The 20631-nt window shown below is 61.3% G+C and carries 11 protein-coding genes; 7 read left to right on the top strand and 4 right to left on the bottom strand.

Annotation, left to right across the window (positions count from 1 at the left end; genetic code table 11):
• Positions 1-124: 124 nt before the first annotated feature.
• The 5 genes from ACRRQW_RS10375 (at position 125) to ACRRQW_RS10355 (ending at position 13063) form a co-directional block, all read left to right on the top strand.
• Entirely contained in the window at positions 125-1075 is a 951-nt protein-coding gene (locus tag ACRRQW_RS10375; RefSeq protein WP_438481284.1) for a hypothetical protein, read from the top strand.
• Positions 1072-2769 carry a hypothetical protein gene (locus ACRRQW_RS10370; protein ID WP_438481283.1) on the top strand — a complete coding sequence of 566 codons (1698 nt, stop codon included), beginning with the start codon at positions 1072-1074 and terminating at the stop codon, positions 2767-2769. Before ACRRQW_RS10375 ends, ACRRQW_RS10370 begins: the two co-directional genes overlap by 4 nt.
• A 31-nt stretch (positions 2770-2800) precedes the next feature.
• A complete protein-coding gene (locus tag ACRRQW_RS10365) occupies positions 2801-4150 on the top strand; it encodes a tail fiber protein (protein WP_438481282.1) in 1350 nt (449 codons plus the stop codon).
• Positions 4151-4229: 79 nt separating this feature from the next.
• Positions 4230-12407, top strand: a complete 8178-nt coding sequence (locus ACRRQW_RS10360; protein WP_438481280.1) for a hypothetical protein — start codon at positions 4230-4232, stop codon at positions 12405-12407.
• Positions 12408-12523: 116 nt separating this feature from the next.
• The gene (locus tag ACRRQW_RS10355; protein WP_438481279.1) at positions 12524-13063 is read left to right on the top strand and encodes a hypothetical protein; all 540 of its coding nucleotides are present in this window, start codon (positions 12524-12526) and stop codon (positions 13061-13063) included.
• Between the two features lie 24 nt (positions 13064-13087).
• Here the strand turns inward: ACRRQW_RS10355 and ACRRQW_RS10350 are convergent, their stop codons facing one another.
• The gene (locus ACRRQW_RS10350) at positions 13088-14149 is read right to left on the bottom strand and encodes a CehA/McbA family metallohydrolase (RefSeq protein WP_438481278.1); all 1062 of its coding nucleotides are present in this window, start codon (positions 14147-14149) and stop codon (positions 13088-13090) included.
• Between the two features lie 125 nt (positions 14150-14274).
• On the opposite strand from ACRRQW_RS10350, the gene ACRRQW_RS10345 reads away from it, so the two are divergent.
• Both ACRRQW_RS10345 and ACRRQW_RS10340 read left to right on the top strand, forming a co-directional pair.
• A complete protein-coding gene (locus ACRRQW_RS10345) occupies positions 14275-14994 on the top strand; it encodes a 3-keto-disaccharide hydrolase (RefSeq protein WP_438481277.1) in 720 nt (239 codons plus the stop codon).
• A 104-nt stretch (positions 14995-15098) separates the two neighbouring features.
• Positions 15099-16220, top strand: coding sequence for a patatin-like phospholipase family protein (locus tag ACRRQW_RS10340; protein WP_438481276.1), 1122 nt, complete (start codon positions 15099-15101; stop codon positions 16218-16220).
• 12 nt (positions 16221-16232) lie between these two features.
• On the opposite strand, the gene ACRRQW_RS10335 is transcribed toward ACRRQW_RS10340, so the two are convergent.
• From ACRRQW_RS10335 to ACRRQW_RS10325, 3 genes are all read right to left on the bottom strand, one after another.
• The gene (locus ACRRQW_RS10335) at positions 16233-17888 is read right to left on the bottom strand and encodes an amidohydrolase family protein (RefSeq protein WP_438481275.1); all 1656 of its coding nucleotides are present in this window, start codon (positions 17886-17888) and stop codon (positions 16233-16235) included.
• A 171-nt stretch (positions 17889-18059) separates the two neighbouring features.
• Positions 18060-19862: a hypothetical protein gene (locus tag ACRRQW_RS10330; RefSeq protein ID WP_438481274.1), complete on the bottom strand. Its 1803-nt coding sequence runs from the start codon at positions 19860-19862 to the stop codon at positions 18060-18062.
• Between the two features lie 76 nt (positions 19863-19938).
• A complete protein-coding gene (locus ACRRQW_RS10325) occupies positions 19939-20628 on the bottom strand; it encodes an SCO family protein (protein WP_438481273.1) in 690 nt (229 codons plus the stop codon).
• Between the last annotated feature and the right edge of the window lie 3 nt (positions 20629-20631).

Raw genomic sequence — 20631 nt, 5'->3', positions numbered from 1 at the left:
AAGGCAGATGCCGCGCCAGCGAAAAGCGCCAAACGAGTGACGCGGCCCGTTTCGTTAATTTTTTTGCCCGTTTCGTCAAAGGCCGCGTGCCGTCGAGGAACTTTTACAACAACCCCTTCGGCCTGTGCACCCACCCACCCTGTCGCGTTTCGCAAAAATCGCCGCCCGTCTCGGCTGCTTGCTTGGTTTGAGCGTGGGCGCGGGGTTGACACTTTCCGCGTTTCCGCCGGCTCCGTATCACACGATCTACGGCACGGTGCGCGATGAGCACGGCGAAAAGCTCAACGTCGCCGGTTCAGTGGTGGTGTTTTACCGCAACAACGTCGAGGTGCTGCGCCAGACGATCACCAACACGGAAGAGCGTCCTGACCAGAATTACCAAATCCGCCTGCGCATGGATATGGATCGCGCCGGCACGCGGAGTTACAGTTCCATCGCCAGCACGGCCGGGGTGACCTTTTCGCTCGCGGTGATCATCAACGACGTGACCTATCATCCGCTCGAAGTGTCCGGCCCGATCGCGCCAACCGTCGGCCAGCCCGGCGAACGTGTCCGCATCAACCTCACGCTCGGCGTGGATTCCGACGGCGACGGCCTGCCCGATGCCTGGGAAATGAGCCAACTCTACGCCGCCGGGAAACTTCCCGGCCCCAACGGCTGGGATTTTTCGCTGCTGGATCGCGACGGCGACTTCGACGGCGACGGCATCGCGAACCACGCGGAATACATCGCCGGCACTTTCGCGACTGACCCGACGGATTTCCTTTCGCTGCAAATCACCGCGCGTTTCCCGCAGAGCCTCCGTTTCCGTTTCTTCGGCATCGCCGGGAAAACCTACACGCTCGAAACGTCGACCGATCTCCAGTCGTGGGCGGAGGTGCCGGCTCATCTCAGCAATCCCGCCGACCCGGGAATCGCGACTGCTGATCTCGAATTCCCGACCGACAAATTTCGCGACGCCGAGCCGCCCGCTTCATTCCTCACGCTAAAAGCCGACTCTTCCAACTTCATCAATCTCTACGCCCCGCTCGGCGCGGACGTCCCGAGATTCTTCTACCGCCTCAAGGTTCGATGAAACTTCCCGCACCTCTCACGTCCTTGCGCGCCCTCACACGGATTTCCCTTTTCGCGCTCGTCGTCGCACTCGCGCCGGCGTTGCGCGCCCAGTGGAAAACCGAGACCTACGCGCTGCGCGGCGGTTGGAACGCCATCTATCTCCACGGCGACGCTTCGCACACGACGCCCACGGAGCTTTTCAGAAATTTCCCCACGGTGCTCCAAGTCTGGCGCTGGAATCCGAATCCTGACCGCGTCGGCTTCACGACCGCCCCGTCCGCGCCCAATGCCGCGAGCAACGAATGGACGATCTGGAACCGCAACGACACGAGCGAACAACAACTGACCGCGATGATCGGCCAGTCGGCTTACCTCGTGTATTGCAGCGGCACGTCCGCGACCGTCACCAACGTCACGATCCCCCAGCGCCCGCAACCGCCGGCTGCGATCTGGCTCGTCACGGGCGCGAATTTTCAAGGCTTCCCCGCCGACGCGAGCCGCCCGGTCTTCAATAACTATTTCGCCACGTTCCCGATCGCGACGACTTCCCCCTCCAAGATCTACAAATACATCGGTGGCGATCTTACGACGAGCAACCCGATGCAAATCGTGCCGGCCAGCGAGCCCGTGGATCGCAATCTCGCCTACTGGTTCGAGGCGACCACGGTGGGCAATTTCACCGCGCCGATTGAATACGAACTGCCCGGCACGACCGGCCTCGCGTTCGGGCGCACGAGTTCCGTCATGACCGTGGGCGTGATGAATCGCACGACCAGCGCGATGACACTGACCTTCTCGCTGCAGAATTCCGAACCCGCCCCGACCAACCAAACGGCGATCACGGGAACCGTGCCGCTCACGCGCCGCGTTTTTAACAGCACCACCAATACCTACACCGAAACGGCCATCACCGGCAGCTTCACGGTCTCAGTCCCCGCTTCCGGTCGCGTCGATTTCAGCTTTGGAATCAATCGCTCGCTCCTCACGGGCAATTCCAGCGCACACTACGCGTCGATTCTGCGCGTGAAAGATTCAGGCAACTTCACCGATGTTTACCTGCCGGTCAGCGCGCAAACCGCGAGCGCCGCCGGACTCTGGATCGGCGATGCGCAAATCAGCGCCGTCACCAGCACTGTTGTCGGCAGTCCCGGTTCGACGACGACGCGCTCATTTCCGCTGCGTATGTTAATCCATGTCGATGGCGCCGGCGTCGCCCGCCTGCTCTCTCAAGCCTACGTCGGCACGCTCAAGACCGACGGGAATCTTCCCGGCGTCACGTTACGGGAGGACAACTTGCTCCCCTCCGCGAAATCCTCGGCACTCCGCCTCGTGTCGAGTCACCTGCCGCTCGATCGCGCGATCGCCAGCACGAGTGGGAGCTTCGCGGTTGGTTCGACGCTCGTGCACAGTTTTGAAGTCCCGTTCAACGACGCCACGAATCCCTTCGTGCACCAATATCACCCCGACCACGACAACCACGACGCGCGCGGCGTCATGTTAAGCGCCGGCGTCGAAAGCTACCGCATCGTGCGCACGTGCCGGTTCACGTTCACGAGCGAACCGCCCGCCGGCACCTCCGTGAGTGGCTGGGGCACGACGATCCACGGCGGCACCTACAGCGAAACTATTGAAGGCATCAACAAACAGCCGCTCACCGTCGGCGGCATCTTCGCCCTCCGTCGTGTTTCCGAAATCGCCGAACTCCTCCCGTAATTTTCTTCGCCCAACTTTTCAATTTTTTCCCATGAAACGTCTCCTCGCCGCTCTCCTGTTACTCGCCGCCGCGAACTTCGCCTCCGCCCAAGCGCCCTCCTTGATGAGTTATCAAGGCCGCGTGACCGACTCCGCCGGTGTCGCCATCGGCAACAGCTCGCCCGTCAACCGGCTGGTCACCTTTAAATTCTACAGCCTGTCGACCGGCGGCACGCCGGTTTACGTCGAGTCACAGACCGCGACGATCTCCGGCGGTGAATTCAGCGTGCTCCTCGGCAACGGCAACGGCGTGGCCACTTTTTACGGGCCGGCCGCTCCCGCCATCAGCCCCTACCGCACGCTGGCTTCCATCCTGACCGGCCCGGTTTATCTCGGCATTACGGTCGACGATGGCACCGCCGCCGTGGACAACGAAATCAGCCCGCGCCAGCAAATCGTCTCCGCCGCCTACGCCATCCGCGCCAAAGTCGCCGAGACCGTCCTCGACGGTGCGCTCAACACCGCGATGTTGGCCAACACCTCGGTGACGACCGACAAGCTCGGCGGCGCCTCCGTCACCAACGCCAAGCTCGCCGTTGATGCAGTCAACACCACCAACATCGTCGCGGGTTCGATCACCGACACCCGCATCGCCAACGGTGCCGTCACCACGGCCAAGATCCTCGATGGCGCCGTCACTGCCGCGAAGATCGCCGACGGCGTGCTTGCCACGGTGAAACTCGCCGACAACTCCATCACCTCGGCCAAGATCGTCGATGGCGCCGTCACCAGCGCCGACATCGCCGACGGCACCATTGCCACCGCCGATATCGCCGCCAGTGCGATCACCAACGTCAAAATCGCCGACGGCGCGATCGACTTGAACAAAATCATCGACGCCGTGCGGCAATCGCTCGTTCCGGCGGGCACAATCGTGGCCTTCGGTGGCGAAACGATTCCTGCGGGTTGGCGTTTGTGCGACGGCTCACTGTTGAACCGCTCCGATTTTCCCGCGCTCTTCGCCGCCCTCGGCACGAATTTCGGCGCGGACAATACCGCCACGTTCCGCGTCCCGGATTTGCGCGGTGTATTCCTCCGTGGCCGCGATCGCGGCACGGGCCGCGACGTCGATCGCAATTCGCGCATCACGATTTATGGCGGCGGCGCGACCGGCGACCTCGTCGGTAGTTATCAACCCGACCAACTCGCGAGCCACAACCACGACTACGGCGACATCTACCACTCTGAATATCGCGGCTCGATCAGTCTGCCGGATAACCGTGGCTCTGGCGACACCGACGGTGACAACACCGGCTATGAAATCGGCCGCACCACTGGCGCCCGCGGCGGCAGCGAGACGCGCCCGAAAAACGTCATGGTTAACTACATCGTCAAACTGTGAGGCGGGCCCGTCCGCGTCTTTTTGAATCTCCGCCTCCTCGTCATTCGGCCTTCGTAATTTGTCTTTCGTTTTTTTGCCCATGAGCATTTTCCGATCTCTTCGCGCCCTCCCGCTCATGGGTGCGCTCACGCTCGGATTCGTCGGCGCCGCCCACGCGCAATACGAAATCAAAGGCGGCGCGCCCAACAACCTCAGCGTGCGAGCCGGCGGCATTCCCACCGGCAATCCCGGCACGCCTTCCGGCGAAGCGACCACCACACCGCAATTTTCCAACGTCGTCGAAACGTCCGGCTCGGGGGGCGCGATCTCCGATTCGGCGACGCTGACGTCGCGTTATCCGTCATCCGGCAGCATCCTGCTCCGCCGTGCGACCATCGGCACCACGTTTGCCTCGGGCGTGCCGCGTTATTTTCTCGGTGACCGCATCACGCCGCCCACGAGTTACCTCAACGCCAGTGGCGCGGTAATCACCGTCAGCGCCGACTTTTGGCGCGCGGAGCCGGTTCGTCCGGGCGAAGTCGTCACAGGCGCGCTCGTCGATTCCTCCGGCCACGCGATTACCAACACCGGCGGCGTGATCGTGCCCGCGCTCGCGACCGGGGTTTATCCCACTTACTATTACAGCCCGCACGCGATGTCCGTCTTCGCGCACCAACCCGGCCAAGTCGATCTCTGGTGGCGTTCGCGTGTTGCCGGCGCCAACGGCTTCGTACTCGTCCGCGAAACGTTCTCCGTTTCCTCCGCCACGTCGAATCCGGTGCGCTCGCTCTATTGGACGGAAAAAAGTTTCAACGGCCCGCGCGTCACCATCCCCAGCGGCCGCATCGTCACGGTGAATCCGGTGTTCAGCAACGTGTTCCCCGCCGCGGTCACGACGGAATACGTCAACGCTGGCACGAATCCTCCCGCCGATCCCAACGCCCAGCCCGCCGCCGAACTCCGCACGGTGTGGTTTGAAAAAAGCAACGGCATCGGCGAACTCCACGCCTACAATGTCTCGGGCCGCATCCTGATCGAATACCTCGGCACGCTCCGCGAAGACGGCACCCACGAATTTCTGGGCGCGGACGTCGTGGAAGTTTCTCAGACCGCGCCGTTCACCACGCGCACGACTTTCCTCGGCGACGAAATTCGCCCGACGGATGCCGACCCGCTGCTCTTCGCTCTCCCAGTCAACAACGGCTCCAGTTCCAACTCCGTCAATTACTACGGCAGCGTCGTCCGTCCCGACGGCACGCTCGCCTACTACGCCGAACGCGAAAACAACCTCGAAGACCGCATCGTCTTCTACTGGATGAAGACGCTCGACGCCGCCGTCCTTCCCGCCTCCGGTCTCGCGCCGGGCCTGCAACTCGACTGGCCGATCCACCTGCACAAATACCTGCAAACCTGGCCGGTCGACCTCGCTTCTTACGCGCACTACACGGTCGGCCCCGACGGCAGTTCCATCGACAACGGCACCGGCCTGCGCTTCGAAGGCGGGCGCATCCCGACCATCGTTTACCAAGACGACCTCGACCAAAACGAAAGCTCCATCGATGCGCTCACGCAGCGCCTGATCGTGAAGCTCGAAGGCGACCAGGTGAACCGCACGCTGCTCAAATTCAGCGGCGCGAACGGCGGCGTTTGGTATGTGCGTGTGCTGACGCAAGCGGACAACCGCGACGGTTTCCTCGACAGCGACATCACCACGCCGGCCACCGCCCTCGCCTACGTCGGCGATCGCATCAATCCGCCGTCCGCTGACTACACGCTCGCCGGCTACGTCGCATCCGGCACCGCGTATTCAGCGAGCGCCTACAAAAATCCATTTAACACCAGCCTCGCGATCGCCGAAACCGGCGCGATCATCCCCGTGAACGCGCTGCCCAACAACGCCTCGAAGCTCGAAATCTGGTGGTTCAAGAAAGTCGCTGCGCCTTCCGCGGAGTTCTCCAACTTCTACGTGCCCGCGAAAGTCATCCGCTACACGCTCGGCTATCGCCCCGATAATCCGAAGATCGTCCTCGCGTCGAATCTCGGCTCCGACGATCTCAGCCCCGACCAAATCGCAGGTTTCATCTACGTTCAAAACGACTCGACCAAGATCGGTTACAATCCGAACGAAGAACACGCGCTCATGTTGAACGGCCGCGCCTACGCGTTGCGCGACGACCTCAACGTCACGACCGCCGGCACGACCTTCACCTCGCAACCGCGAGTCCTCCTCGAATACACGAACACGACCGACGGCCGCCCCGCGATGACCGCGTTCGAAGTGTTGCGCGAAGACGACACGCACAAGTTCGTTTATAACATCACTGCCGGCACGATCCTGAATTCGCCGATGCCGCTGCCGCTGCTGCCGTTGCCCGTGGATTCCACGACGCGCAAATCGCGCAATCTCGAAGTCGTCCCGAATTTCGAAATCTATCCCCCCGAGACGGTATCCAGCACCGCACCGAGTCTTTATTCGTCGTTCACCTTCAAGGATCGCAAAGGTTACGACTGGGTTTACCGCGGCCCGCACAACGAAGCGGAAAACCCCAACCTGCCCGGCTCCGGCCCGCTCATGAACTTCGAGTTCAACGGCAGCTCGCGCAGTTACTGGACGCTGCAAAGCCCCGACACCAGCCCGATCACCGTGGCCAATGGCAGTATGAGTGGCACGGCGATCGGCACCGGCGATGTCTATATTTACACGAGCGGATTGCCCGCCTTCGCCGCCAACAGCGTGCCCTACCTCGAAGTGCGGATGAAAGCCTCCAGCGCACAAGGCCCGCAAATTTTCTGGGGCACCGTCGAGGTCGGTGGCATCGGCATGCCGGGCCAGGTGATCGGCGCCAGTTACACGACGCCGAATGAGTGGCAGACGGTCATCTTCCCGCTCTCCACTTCTACGGCGTGGAGCGGGAAAACCATCAACGCGCTGCGCATCGATCCAGTCGGTAGAACAGGCGACACGTTCCAAATCGACTACATCCGCACGCACGCTGCCACGCCCGCGCTCGGCATGAATTGGTATTACACGATGCGCGAAGGCTTTTACGTGCCGGGTGTCACCACGCAACCGTCCGTCGGCACCGTGTTGCCTTACCTGCGGCCGAAAAATTCCGCTGGCACCGCTTACGAAGGCGACGCCGTCACGGGCACACCGATCACCGTTACTTATCTGCCGACGTGGCCGACTTCCACGCCGTCGATGAGCGTCGGCGAAACGCTTTCGCTCCCCAACCACGGTCTCCCCGCCGTGCGCGGCCAATCGAGCACGCGCGTGCTCTACCAACAATCGATCGCCAAATCCGGCACGGCCGTGCCGAGCGTGACGTTGCACGATGCGACGCGCGCGAAAACGATTCTGCTCAACGCCGCCAACGTCGGCCTGACGACGCTGCCCGCTTCCGCCGCGACGACTATGGACGCCGGCAAAACGTATTTCCAACTGCTCCCGCCGCACCTGCAGCAGCGTTTCTATTTCGACAGCACGCTCGGCACCGTCGGCGGACTCGTGTTGATCGGCGAATTCGTCGACGAAATCGCCGGCGAAGATTACCTGAACCTCAACGCCCTGAGCGCCGCCGATCTCCTCTCGCTCAAGGGCCTCGTGGCGAACACCGACAGCGACTATCAGAAATGGGCCAATGCCATCGACGGTCTCGCCACCAAGGTCGAGACGTTCATCGAAGATCCGGCCAAGCGCGGCACCTACATCGCGGACTCCGCGCAAACCGTCACGGTCGGCGCCACTGCGCTCGCGACGATTTCGTCCGCCGACACCGCCGTCGACAGTTACGCCCTCACCGCCACCGGCACGGGCAGCGGCTACGCCTCGCTCCTCTTCGGCAACGGCGAAGCGTTCACGCCGACCGGCGAACCGGTTTCCATCTCGATCGTCAAAGTCCTCCCGCAACTCTACACCGGCGACTTGAAGGTGCTTTCCGCCTCCAACCCGCTTGATGAACAAACCTCTCTGCGCCACAGCGGCGACTTCGCCGCGCACCCGGAAAACTACGAATTCGAATGGCGCTATGCCTTGCCGCAAGACGGCGTGCAACCGGCCACCTACACTTACTCGATGGCGACGGTGCTGGGCGGTGCCGGCCAGAATTTCTGGCAGCTCGCCTACAATCCGGTCGCTCCACTCGCGTCGTCGTATTCGTCGCCTTACGAATTCCCGCGCAGCATGGCGGTGAACAATTCCGCCTATAATTACTCGTCGGGCCTGCCGGGCACGGTCGCAAAAGCGAACTCGTCGCTCACTCTTTCCGGCATCGTGCCCGCGCGTTTCATTTTCAGCGCGGAACTCGGCATCCACGACGGCTTCGTGCTCTACGTCAACGGGACCGCGGCCCTCGCGTCGCGTTTGCCCACCGGCGTCGCCACTCCCTTCGGACTGACGATCAGCGAAGCCCGCTCGGGCCTCTCCACCAGCGCGCGCACCTATCAATACGAGGTGCCATCCACGTATTTCACGCAGGGAAATAATCGCGTCGAGATCGCGCTCTACAGCTCCGCCACGGCCAACGCGCCTTCGTCGCTCGACTTCCGCCTCGAAGCATCCGTCGAAAACGATCAAGTCACCGCCAACGGTTCGCCGTGGATTCGCCCGAACGGCACGCTCTCGAATATCGTCATCGTCGGCGGCGCGGCGGATTCACCGCTCGGCAATCCGCTCCTCGTGTTCAGCGATAATTATTTCACGATGCGCTATCGCCCGAAAGCGGGCGTCACGAATGTCGCCGGCACGGGCTGGTCGCGTTGGATGCAACCGAAGCTCGTCGAATCGTGGATCAAACGCGCGCTCGACGGCATCAATCCATTCACGCAGCGCACCGACGATCTATTCAACAACCCGGTCTCGACCGACGTCTCGCTGCTCACACAAGCCGGCACGCGTTGGGAAGGCGACGTTGCACTCAACCTGAATAACATCGATTCGTTCGGCCTGATTGAGATCTACGAAACGCTCCTCAACCGCGCGAAGAAACTCTCCATCGACGCGGGCTACAACGACGCGGGCACGAACGACACGCTGCTTCTTGTCAGCGGTTATCTCAGCGATCTCTACATGGCGCTCGGCAACGAAGCGTCCAACGACGCCGACAATCCCACCATCGCCATCGATGGCACCGTCGGCTCGGTGAGCACATCGCGTTTCTCGTTCGAAGGCCAGATTCCCTCGCTCATCGAAGAAGAACTCGCGCTGCTTCGCGGCCGCGACGATTTCCTCAGCCCGGGTGTTTCCGCCGCGCCGTCCTACAATCGCCTTTATTGGAATTACATCAACGGCATCGCTTCCGGCGAATCGATCTACGCGATCAACTACGACATCAAGGAACAAGCCGGCAGCCCAACCACCAACGGCGTGCTCGATGCCGCCGACGCGCAACGCATGTTCCCGCAAGGCCACGGCGACGCTTACGGCCATTACCTAACGGCGCTCACCGGCTACTACAAACTGCTCACGTCGCCGAACTTCACGTGGACGCCGCGCAGTGAAGCGATCGCCGTGCTCGGCCAGACGTTGCAAGTCGACTATCAGGACGAACGCAAATTCGCCGCCGCCGCGGCTGCCGTGGCGCGCACCGGCGCACGCGTCGTCGATGTCACCGCGCGGGCTTCCTACCGCGACGATCCGTCCGTGGGTTGGGCACATCAACGCGACGGCAAATCGAACGACCGCACCCACACCACGCGCAACTGGGGCACCGATGAGTGGGCCTCGCGCGCGGGCCAGGGCGCTTACTACCACTGGGTGAACGCCAACGCGATGTTGCCGGACAAAGACACCAACCAAGCGCACACCGGCATTCAAATCATCGACCGCACGACGGTGCCGGAGTTGAGCGAGATCGTTTCCAGCGCCACCGCGATTCAAGCCACACTCGACGCGCAATGTGCGCACCTCAACCCGCTCGGCCTCGCGAAAGGCGCGCTCGCGTTCGACATTTCCCCGACGGAACTCAAGGCCGGCAAATCGCACTACGAGCAGATTTATTCCCGCGCGCTGCAAGCGAGCCTCAACGCCAAAGCCGCATTCGACCAGGCCTCGTTGATGAACCGTCTGCTCCGTAATCAAAACGCGACGCTCCAAACCTACAACGAAGCCGTCGCCGACCAGGAACGTGCTTACAATTACCAGCTCCTCGATCTGTTCGGCTCGCCGTATCCGGGCGACGTCGGCCCGGGGCGCCTCTACGCCCAGGGTTACACCGGCCCCGATCTGTATCGTTACTACTTCATCAACCAGCCGTCGTCGTTCGTCGACGTCACCACGAACGTCACGGTGAACTTCCGCGAGCCGATTTCGGTGAATCCCTCGACCGCGTGGTCGCTCGACAACGCTTTCAAGCAGATCAACGAGCCGACGCTCTACACGACGCGCACGTTCTCGTTCTCGCCGAATCGCCTGATGCAGTTCGCGCCGTCCACTTACGGCACGCGCGCGCAACCCGGCGCGATCCAACGCGCGCTGCTCGATGTTTACCAGGCGCAGGTCAACGCCCGCGAAGCCGCCAACACGCTCGACACGCTCAACCGCCGCTTCAACCGCGACTACCAGCTCTTCACGGAATTTCGCACGACTTACGACGACGCCAACACCGGCGCCGCCGCCAAACTCGACGAAGCCGCGTCCTACCTCACGGCGTCGTCCGCGTTGACCAACTCCGCCGCGCTCGTCGCACTCAGCGCCGATTTCATCAACGAAATCTCCGAAGCCACCGCCGAAGCGTTCCCGACCGTCGCCGGTTTCGCGGTCGATGCGACGTCGGTCGCACGCGGCCTCTCGCTCTACGCCGGCGCGACCACCGCTTACGCGCAAGGCCTCGCGGGCCTGGCGTTTGAAAACACCGTCGCGTATCTCGAAGCGAAAGCCGCGAACCTCGAAGCCGAGGCCGACGATTTCTACACTCAATACAACTGGGACAACGAAGATAAGAGCCACGTCGTCGAATTCGAACGCTTGCTCGACGATGTGCTTGCGCACCGCTTCGAACTCTCGCGTCGCCTCGCCGAATTGCAGAAGGCCAGCGAAGAAGTTTCTCGCCTCGTCGCAAAGACCAATCAAGTCCTCGCCGAACGCGAAGCCTTCCGCATCCGCGCCGCCGCCGTCATCCAGGGTTATCGCACGCGCGACCTCACCTACCGCACGTTCCGCAACGAGGAGCTCTCGCAATACCAGGCGCTCTACGATCTCGCCGCGCAATACACCTATCTCGCCGTCCAAAGCTACGATTACGAAACCGGTCTCCTCGGTTCGACCGAAGGCCAGAAAGTCGTCGATAGCGTCGTCGCAACGCGGTCGCTCGGTGATTTCAAGAGCGGCGCTCCCGTCGCCTCCACCGGCACCACGGGCGACAGCGGCCTCGCCGGATTGCTCGCCCGTTTGCAAAGCGATTGGTCGGTCGTGAAGTCCCGCCTCGGCATCAACAACCCCGACAACAACGGCACCTTGTTCTCGCTGCGTCAGGAACTCTTCCGCGTCCGCACCGATCAAGCGACCGACAACGACAACACGGAGTGGCGCCAGATTCTTGAGCAACACATCATGAGCAACGTGCTCAACGATCCGGACGTCGCGCAATACGCGCGCAACATCCGCAAGCCCGACGGTTCGTCCGTGCCCGGCATCGTGATTCCGTTCTCCACGACGGTCGAACACGGCCTGAACTTCTTCGGCCTCCCAATCGCCGCCGGCGATCACGCTTACACGCCGTCCAACTTCGCCACGAAGATCTACGCCACCGGCGTCGTGTTGAAAGGTTACATCGGCATGGACCCGTTCTCGATCGGCACGCCCAACGCCGGCGGCCCCGCCAGTTCCGACCCGCTCGCGCTCAGCGCCACACCGTATGTTTACCTGATTCCCGCCGGTCTCGACAGCATGCTCGCGCCGCCGCTCGGTATCAACGCGTCGACGTTGCGCACGTGGTCGGTCAAAGATCAGGCGATCCCGTTGCCGTTCAACCTCGGTCAGGTGCAGTATTCGTCCACCGAGTTCTTCACGCCGGAAGGTTCGCTCAACGAGCGGCTCTGGATTCCGCGCCAACACCAATCGTTCCGCCCGGTGAATGACGCCGCGTATTTCTATAGCACGATGCCGTCCGAGTTCACCAACACGCGCCTCATCGGCCGCAGCGTGCGCAACACGCAGTGGAAACTCGTGATCCCGGCCTACACGCTCTTGAGCAACGAACAGGAAGGCCTCAACCGCCTCGTGCGGAGTCTCAAGGATATCCAGGTCTTCCTCCGCACCTACTCGCACTCGGGGAATTAACTAATCGTTCTCTTTCTCGTCCTTCGTTCCCGTTCTCCCTTCATAAAAGTCCTGACGAACGAGAACGAGTAAGAGAATGAGAACGAATCAGCTCTGAACATGGATCCGTGCCCCCTGTGAAATCCGTCGTCAACAAGAACACCCTGCTCACTGTGCTCGCCGTGGCGTCGGCACTCGGCAGCTGCGTGTGGGTGTATCGCCTGCTCCCCTCGAGCCCTCAGATCACGGTATCACCCACGGCCGTGCCCGGCGAAACGTTGACCGTCAGCAAAGAGGAGGTGGAAATTTTTCGCCGCGCCTTTTGGTGGCATCCGTCGAAAGGCGACAAAATCCTTCACGCCGAACGCCGCGAATGGTCTGAAGCCAACGCTTCCGTCACGCGCTGGCAGTGGTTCATTAAAATCCGGCCGAGCTCTGAATTACTGCGAGATTTGCGCCGCGCCGAAACCTTCGGGCTCACTGAAGTCGACAAGCCCAAACCCTGGAGCCAGGTCGCACCATTGCCGCTGCCGACCTGGTTCCCCCAAGCGCCCGACACCCCATTCGAAATCCTGCAAACCGCCTCCGGCGAATTCACCGTGTTGTATCGCCCGTCCGACAACACCCTCTACGCCACCGACCACGGCCGCGGCTTCGCTCCCGCCGCTCCCCGCTGAGCGCGGTGCGGTTCAGTTTTCATTTCAACGTCCGCGCTCGCCGACAAACACCGGCTGCGTCCACGCTCTCAGTCCATTTGAATCAATGATGCTCGCGCGCACGTAGCCCTCGTCGCCTTTGATTTGATAAGACGGCTCCGAGCCCGAAATTTCGGCGAGCACTTTGCCGTCCTGGCCGATGAACTTAGTCAGAAAACGCGGGCCGTTTGGTTTCGTGTTAATTTTAACCGAAACTTCCTTGGCGGTCGCCCCGACCTGGTCGAGCACGATGCCCGTCGAAGAATAAAAATCTCCGGCCGCCAACGCCGTCGTGATGGCCTCAGCGGAAAGTTTCTCCGCGCGCACCACGACCCACGCTTTGCCGGGCCGGGTGTCGGGATTGTCTTCGGGTTTGTAAGTGTGCGCATCGTCCGCGGCGACACCCCGGATTTTTTGGCCGCGTGAAAGCAGGCGATCCCACAACGCCTCGGCAGAAGGGGCGACTTTACCATCATCGTCGATGCCGCCGAGATTATTGACCATGAAATGCCCGTTCCAAATTTCGAGCAGCGTGCCGTCGGGCAGCTCCAGCAAATCATCGAGGCGCACCGACCATTTCCAATTGGGATGGTTGACTTGAGCGACGCCGCCAGCCGCAAGGATTTCCTGGATGTTACGCGCGTAAGTCTCGGCCATCGTCACTTCGGGCGGCGCAAAGCCAAACATCTTGCCGGCTGTGCCGCCGAGAGGCACCGCCACCGCCTTCGCGTTGATCGCATTCACGTGAGCCGCCGGCCGATCCGTCGGGAAACGCGGATCGCGCGATTTGCTCAAGTGCTGCGTCACTTCCTGTCCTTGGATCACGAGAAATTCGCCGTCGCGGGCGTGCAGCGCATTCAAAGGCGCGACCTCCGTGAGATGTTCGTGGTCGGTGATGACGACAAATTGATACCCGTGATCGCGATACCACTGCGTCACGATCTCCGGCGAGGCGTTGCCATCCGAGTTGGTCGTATGAGTGTGAGTGTTACCCTTAAACCAGGCCGCGTGCGCCGACGAGGCGACCAGCGCGCAACCAACCGCAAACAGTGAAAGATGGGAAAGCATAATCCGGAGCGGGTTTGGCCGCAGTTCCCGAACAGCCTGCCGACTCGCCGCCAGTGCTCAATCGCGCTTTTGCAAATTGCTCCGCCCGCAAATTTCTCCAATTAGGTCAGACACTTCTTACTCCCATGACCCCAACCCTCCGCCTCCTCTCGCTCGCCGCGCTGTGTCTCACCTCGACCCTTTTCGCCGCTGAACCGGTCGCGCTTTTTAACGGCAAGGATCTCTCCGGCTGGACTTCGATCGTCAAAACCGGTCTCACCGCCGACGCCTCCACGTGGACGGTCGCCGATGGCGCGCTCAAGTGCAGCAGCGTGCCGTCGGGCTACTTGCGCACCGAAAAATCCTACAAAAACTACACGCTCACGCTCGAGTGGCGCTGGAGCGGCCCGATGCTCGCACCCGACGACAAAGGTCGCCCGCGCAGTCGCAACAGCGGCGTGCTCATCCACGCCCAATCGCCCGACATCGTCTGGCCCTCGAGCGTCGAAGCGCAATTGATGGAAACCAACGCCGGCGACATTTACTTCCTCGGCGAAACCGCGAAATCCGCCGAGATCACCATCGCGCGCGAAAAAGCCGTCGCCGCCGCCGGCACCAATGCCGAAGCCGTCAAACGCGCCCAGGCCCTGCGTAAACTCGCCCGCCAGCAAAACTCCTCCGAAAAGCCCGCGGGTGAATGGAATAAATACGAAATTATCTGCAAGGGCGACACGCTCACGCTGCGCGTCAACGGAGTGGAGCAAAACCACACGACCAAACTTTCCCTCAGCGAAGGCTTCATCGCGCTCCAAGCCGAAGGCGCGCCGATCGAATTCCGCAATGTGACGCTTTCTCCACTCAACTGATCTGCGCGCTCAATTAATTTTTCCGCTACGGCATCACCTTGCTCTCACGCGTCCACTTTTCCGCACTGGCCGGTCTTGCTTTGCTTTTCAGTGGATGCGGAACCGTGAGTCGTCCGCCCCCGGTGCCCGAGGCGCTCGTCGGCGAAGCCATCGTGCCCGGATTTCCGCACGACCGCCACATCCACGGCTACCGGGAAGCTGAGTTTATTGCCGATTATCAAACCGCCATGCGCGCCGCTCCGTTGAACCCTGCGGGCGTGGCGATCCTCTCGCTTTCCGGCGGCGGCCCGAACGGCGCATTCGGCGCCGGCGTGCTCGTCGGCTGGAGCGAACTCGGCACGCGACCGCAATTCCAAGTCGTGACCGGCGTGAGCACGGGCGCACTGGCCGCACCATTTGCGTTTCTGGGCCCGGCTTACGATGATCGCCTGACCAAGGCCTACACCACGATTCATGACGCCGACCTTTTCATTCCGGAAGTGAAACGCGCGTTGTTCCGCCTGTTGCGAGTCGACTCACTCACCAGCAACAAGCCGATGGATCACGTGCTCGCGGCACTCATCGATCAACCGATGCTGGAGGCAATCGGCCGCGAATACACGCGCGGTCGCCGGCTCTACGTGTGCACGCACGAAATGGTCTCGGGCCACGCCGTTTATTGGAACCTGAGCGCGATCGCCGCGAGCGGACGCCCCGATGCCTTGGAACTGTTTCTCAAAATCCTCATCGCCTCCGCTTCGCTCCCCATCGTGTTTCCTCCACAATATTTTGAAGTGGAAGTCGGCGGCGAGCGTCACACCGAAATCCACATGGACGGTGGCTTGAGCCGCCAGGCATTTTTCCACATGAACGGGGCCCGCGCCGGACTCGCACCGCGTGCCGACGGCACGTCGACCCCACTGACTGCTTACCTCATTCGCAATGGCCGCGTGCGCTCCAAATACGACGCCATCGATCCCACCGTCGTGCCCATCGCGCTCCGCACCATCGAAGCACTCGTCAACTCCGAAGGCGTGGGCGATCTCTACCGCATCTACAGCCAAACCCTCGAAGAGCAGGCGACTTATCAACTCATGATGATCCCGGACAATTTTCCTCTCAAACACCACGGCATGTTCGATCCGACCTTCATGCGTCGTCTCTTCGACGTCGGCTGCGCGTCCATCAAGTCGGCGCAACCCTGGCAACCCCGCCCACCGTTTCTCTCTTCGAAAGACGGTTCGTAGCCGTTCGCATCTTCAGTTCACCCCGGCACCGACTACCGCGGTGATCTTCTTCGATATCTCGCGCACCTTCTCGCGAATGAGCGCCGTGTTCACCGTCGTGAGCTTGCGATCTTCCATCACAATTTTGCCATGGATGATCGTCGTGCGCACATCGCGCGGACTCGCCGCGTAAACGAGCGTCGTGTAGGCGTCGTAGAACGGTGTCATCACCGTCGATTCAGATTCAAAAATAATCACGTCGGCCAGTTTGCCGGCTTCGAGCGAGCCAAGCTTGTTTTCCATGTGGATAGCCCGCGCACCGCCGAGCGTGGCCATCTCCACCACATCGATTGAAGGCATTACCGTGCGGTCTTTGTTATCAAGTTTGTGCAGTTTCGCCACGTAACCGAGCTGGCCGATGATATCGAGCGTGTTGCCGCTCATCGCGCCATCCGTGCCGAGACCGACGCGCACGCCGGCGGCCCGCATTTTAATCACCGGAGCAACGCCCTTCGCCGATTTAATATTCGCGACCATATTATGCGCCACGCCCACCTCGCACTTCGCCAGCAACGCGATGTCAGACTCCGTTAAAAAAATGCCATGCGCCGCGATAAAGCGCGGACTCAGGAGCCCGAGCGAATCGAGATACTCCATCGGCGTCTGATCATATTTTTCGCGCAGTTCCTTGAGTTCGTAATCCATTTCCGCGACATGCATCGTCACGCGCAAATCTAGTTCGGCGGAGAGTTTCGCCGCGGCGGCAATCTGTTCTCGCGTGGCTCCATACGGCGAATGCAGTCCGATGGCCGGAGTGATTAATGGATCATCGCCCCACTCCGCTGCAAATTTCCGCGCGGGCGCCAGGTCGTCTTTCACGCCATAAGGAATAATCGCCCGCATCCCGCTCTCGTGGGTCGCCTTCGCCGTCGCTTCAGGAAACGGATAACTGTCCACGAAGGTCGTCACGCCGCCCTCGATCATTTCCACCAGGCTGTGCAGCGAGCCCCAATAGACTAAATCCCCATCGACGACTTTCGCTTCGAGCGGCCAGATAAATTTACGCAAGCGATCCGCCACATCGTCCCCCAAGCCGCGAAATACCGACATCGCCGCATGCGTGTGCGTATTGATCATCCCCGGCATCACGATGCCGCCCCGCGCGTTGATCGTTTTCGCGGCGGTGTAGCGCGTCGCGATTTCCGCCGGTCCTACGGCGAGAATTTCGGAACCCTTAATCACCACCACGCCATCGGCAATAACCTCACGGCGCGCGTTCATCGTCAGCACGTGGGCATGAGTGATCAGAAGATCAGCCGGCTCGACGGCGCAGATCACTGGAGCCGAAAAAAGTGCCGCCCAACCGATCGTGATTTTCAGCGCGCGCAAAATTGATGAAACGGGGTTCATGATCATCCCCGGCATCACGATGCCGTCCCGCGCGTTAATCGTTTTCGTGGCGGCGTAGTTCGCCGCGATTTCCGCAGGCCCGACCGCGAGAATTTCGGAGCCCTTAATCACCACCACGCCATCGGCAATAACCTCACGGCGCGCGTTCATCGTCAGCACGTGGGCATGAGTGATCACAAGATCAGCCGGCTCGACCGCGCAGATCACTGGAGCCGAAAAAAGTGCCGCCCAACCGATCGTGATTTTCAGCGCGCGCAAAATTGATGAAACGGGGTTCACGCACCCTGCATAGCACAAAGCCTGCCCGCCACCAACCCGCTCTTAGCATCAAAAAAGCCCAATCCCGTTTGTCATATATTATATGACAAACGGGATTGGGCGGCGCGACGAGATCGATTTATTTTGATCGAACAGGCCTTAAATAAAAGCCGTCAACTCCGTCGCTAAACTTCACTCGGAACGCGCGGGCAGCGGGGTGTTTTCCAATTCGATGAGTTGGTGCAATTGCGCAAGGACGGCTTCTTCTTTCATCTCGATGAGGAAAACCCACGCGGCGAGCGTGCGGCGGTAGAAGAGCGTGCGCTCGGCGGCGATTTTCCGCGACAAGGTGCGCGGAGGCGGCAGCCACGGGCCCTTCGTTTTTCCATCTTTTGGCGTCGGCAATAATTTTTCTCCTGCGGCGCTCACGGCAGGATCTTTGGATTTTTTCGCCCACTCCAAAATCGCTGTGCGCCGCGCGGCGCCCCAACGCGTGACCGCCTCGGCTTTCTTTTTATCTAGTTTATCAGGGAACGGATAACCCGAACGCCAATAGAGATCGTTTAACATCGGGTTCTGCCAACCGGAGGGGAACATGTAGTTCCGGCCTTTCTCTTCCTGCGCGAGCAGGAAATTCTCGAAGACGAGCGCCTCGCCGCGCAGGCCTTTGACTTTTTTTGCTTCGACGGCGGCTTTCCACGCGGGGCGAATGGTATCCTTCCACAGGATCATGCGTTCGCTCGGGGGCGCAGGCGCTTTTGGCGCGACGCTCGGAGTCGCGGAGGCGGCTGGCCTTTTCGGGCCGATGGCTTCCTGAAGCCTTTCACGCGTGCCGTCTTTCATCAACGAGGCGGCCGCCGTGTTCTGCGTGACCATGCGTTCGAGAAAACGCTCGAACTGCGCGCGTTTCGCGGCAAACGCGGCATCGTCCGCTTGCGCGAAACCACCATCGACGGCCGCCTGATACGCCGCGACGCGGGCTTTCACTTCGGGCAACACCACGGACTCATCGGCGGAGAGTTTTTCGATGACTGTCGCCCAGCGCTCCAGAAATTGCTCCGACGTGCTGCGCGGTTTGTCGATGGTTTGATCGACGAGCACGGAAGACTCATGCGCAGCGGCGAAGGAATTCATACCGGCGTTGATTTTTTTGCCGGAGAACATGTCCACGCCGAGCCACGCCTCCGGGATGTAGCGCTCGTAACCCGCCCAACGATCCGGGTCGGGATCAGGGTCGCAACCGGCCGCGAGCGATTCTTCGTCGACCGCGGTAAATCCGGCGGCGAGCGGCAATGGTTTTTCGTCTCCGGGAATTGCCCAGTCCGGCACCGCCGAGAACCAATTGGTCGATGGCAACACCTCGCGCGGCACACCGATAAAATGAAAACCACCCGAATGGCACTGCGTCATGCAGAACACGACGCGGCCTTTGCCCAAGCCCGCCGCGAGCGCGTCGCGTAAATCGGTCACACTGAGCTCTTCCTCGGGATTCGTGCGCCAGTCGCTCTTGCCTTCGCCCGAGGTCGTCATCTGCCACATCGTCACGACGCTTTCTTTCGGATCTTTTTTTTGCAGCGAACCGTGATCGCCGATGAACAAATAGAGCGTGCCGCCCTCTTTCACACTCGGCAGCACTTCGTCGCGCAGCGCCTTGAGAAAATCTGCTTTGCGCGCCGGCCGGTTGTGTGGAAGCACGCCGGGCAACCACGTCTCGCGGATGGTGCCGTCCTTTTCTTTCACCTGACGCCGCACGTCGGCGAGTTTCACCGGTTCGCCCGGACGCGTGCCCATGCCGAAGAATACCCACACCGAGTCCGGCGGATAATTCGCCTGCAAGTGCTTCGCGACCTCGCGCGCCTGAAGGTATTGCGAGTAGTTGTTCGTGAGTGGTGTGCCACCGCCCGAAAGCAACACGTAGGCATCACGCGCCGGCGCGAGCACCGCCAGCACCACCGCCACCGTGAACGCCGCCCATCCCCGCAATGATAACATCATGAAATCAAAGTAACAGCTGCGTGGCCGAAAGTCTTTAGGCTTATCGGCCTATTCGTCCGGATTCCACGCCGCAAATTCAGCGCTTGGGCTGTTCGAGATTCAACGTGGCGATATCGGCCAGGATCAACCGCACATCGAGCGTGCCTGCACTGTAGATATTTCGAACGCGGCCGGCCTCATCGATCAGGAACACCCGCAACGTGTGGTTGAGCGGGCCCGTCGGATCAGCGGGATCGTCTTTCCGGTCAACCGCCTGATCGTAGGCCGCTAGAATCGGGCGCAGATTCTGTTGCGAAGCGGTGGTGAGAAACTGCCATTCGACTGACTTGGTGGACTCAGATCGAACCGCCGCCGCATATTCCGCCATTTTCGCTGGGGTGTCGTGCTCCGGATCGAAACTCAGGCTGATGAGCCGCACTTTATCGGCCAGGGTGGCGTCTTTGCGGACAAGTTCATTTAGCTCGAGCAACACGCCCGTCGCCATCGGACACGCGTTCGGCGAAGCGCAACGCGTGTAGATAAAACTCATAATTGTAACTTTTCCGCGCGTGAGTTCGCGCAACTGCCGCGTCTGACCCGTGGCATCGAGCACCGCGCCATCACCGGCGGCCCGAATCACCGGCAGGCGGTAACTGCCCGCGGCGGGCGTGTCGTAATCGTGTTCGGCCGTGCGCGGCAAAGTGCTTTGCGCGTTCGCTGCCGGCACGCCGCCCAACAAGATCGCTGCCGCAAAGAGTGCGCCAGCGCGTTGATGGATTTGGCTCATGGC

The sequence above is a fragment of the Oleiharenicola lentus genome (genome assembly GCF_051660365.1).
In the GTDB taxonomy this organism is placed as follows: Bacteria; Verrucomicrobiota; Verrucomicrobiia; order Opitutales; family Opitutaceae; genus Lacunisphaera; species Lacunisphaera lenta_A.
Note: the sequence above shows the minus strand (reverse complement) of the source record. Positions and strands in the feature narration are given on the sequence as shown.

Bases quoted from the DNA above. Each gene is read 5' to 3' on its own strand.
- ACRRQW_RS10370 (WP_438481283.1), top strand. From the start codon at position 1,072: ATGAAACTTCCCGCACCTCTCACGTCCTTGCGCGCCCTCACACGGATT.
- ACRRQW_RS10365 (WP_438481282.1), top strand. From the start codon at position 2,801: ATGAAACGTCTCCTCGCCGCTCTCCTGTTACTCGCCGCCGCGAACTTC.
- ACRRQW_RS10360 (WP_438481280.1), top strand. From the start codon at position 4,230: ATGAGCATTTTCCGATCTCTTCGCGCCCTCCCGCTCATGGGTGCGCTC.
- ACRRQW_RS10350 (WP_438481278.1), bottom strand. From the start codon at position 14,149: ATGCTTTCCCATCTTTCACTGTTTGCGGTTGGTTGCGCGCTGGTCGCC.
- ACRRQW_RS10345 (WP_438481277.1), top strand. From the start codon at position 14,275: ATGACCCCAACCCTCCGCCTCCTCTCGCTCGCCGCGCTGTGTCTCACC.
- ACRRQW_RS10330 (WP_438481274.1), bottom strand. From the start codon at position 19,862: ATGATGTTATCATTGCGGGGATGGGCGGCGTTCACGGTGGCGGTGGTG.
- ACRRQW_RS10325 (WP_438481273.1), bottom strand. From the start codon at position 20,628: ATGAGCCAAATCCATCAACGCGCTGGCGCACTCTTTGCGGCAGCGATC.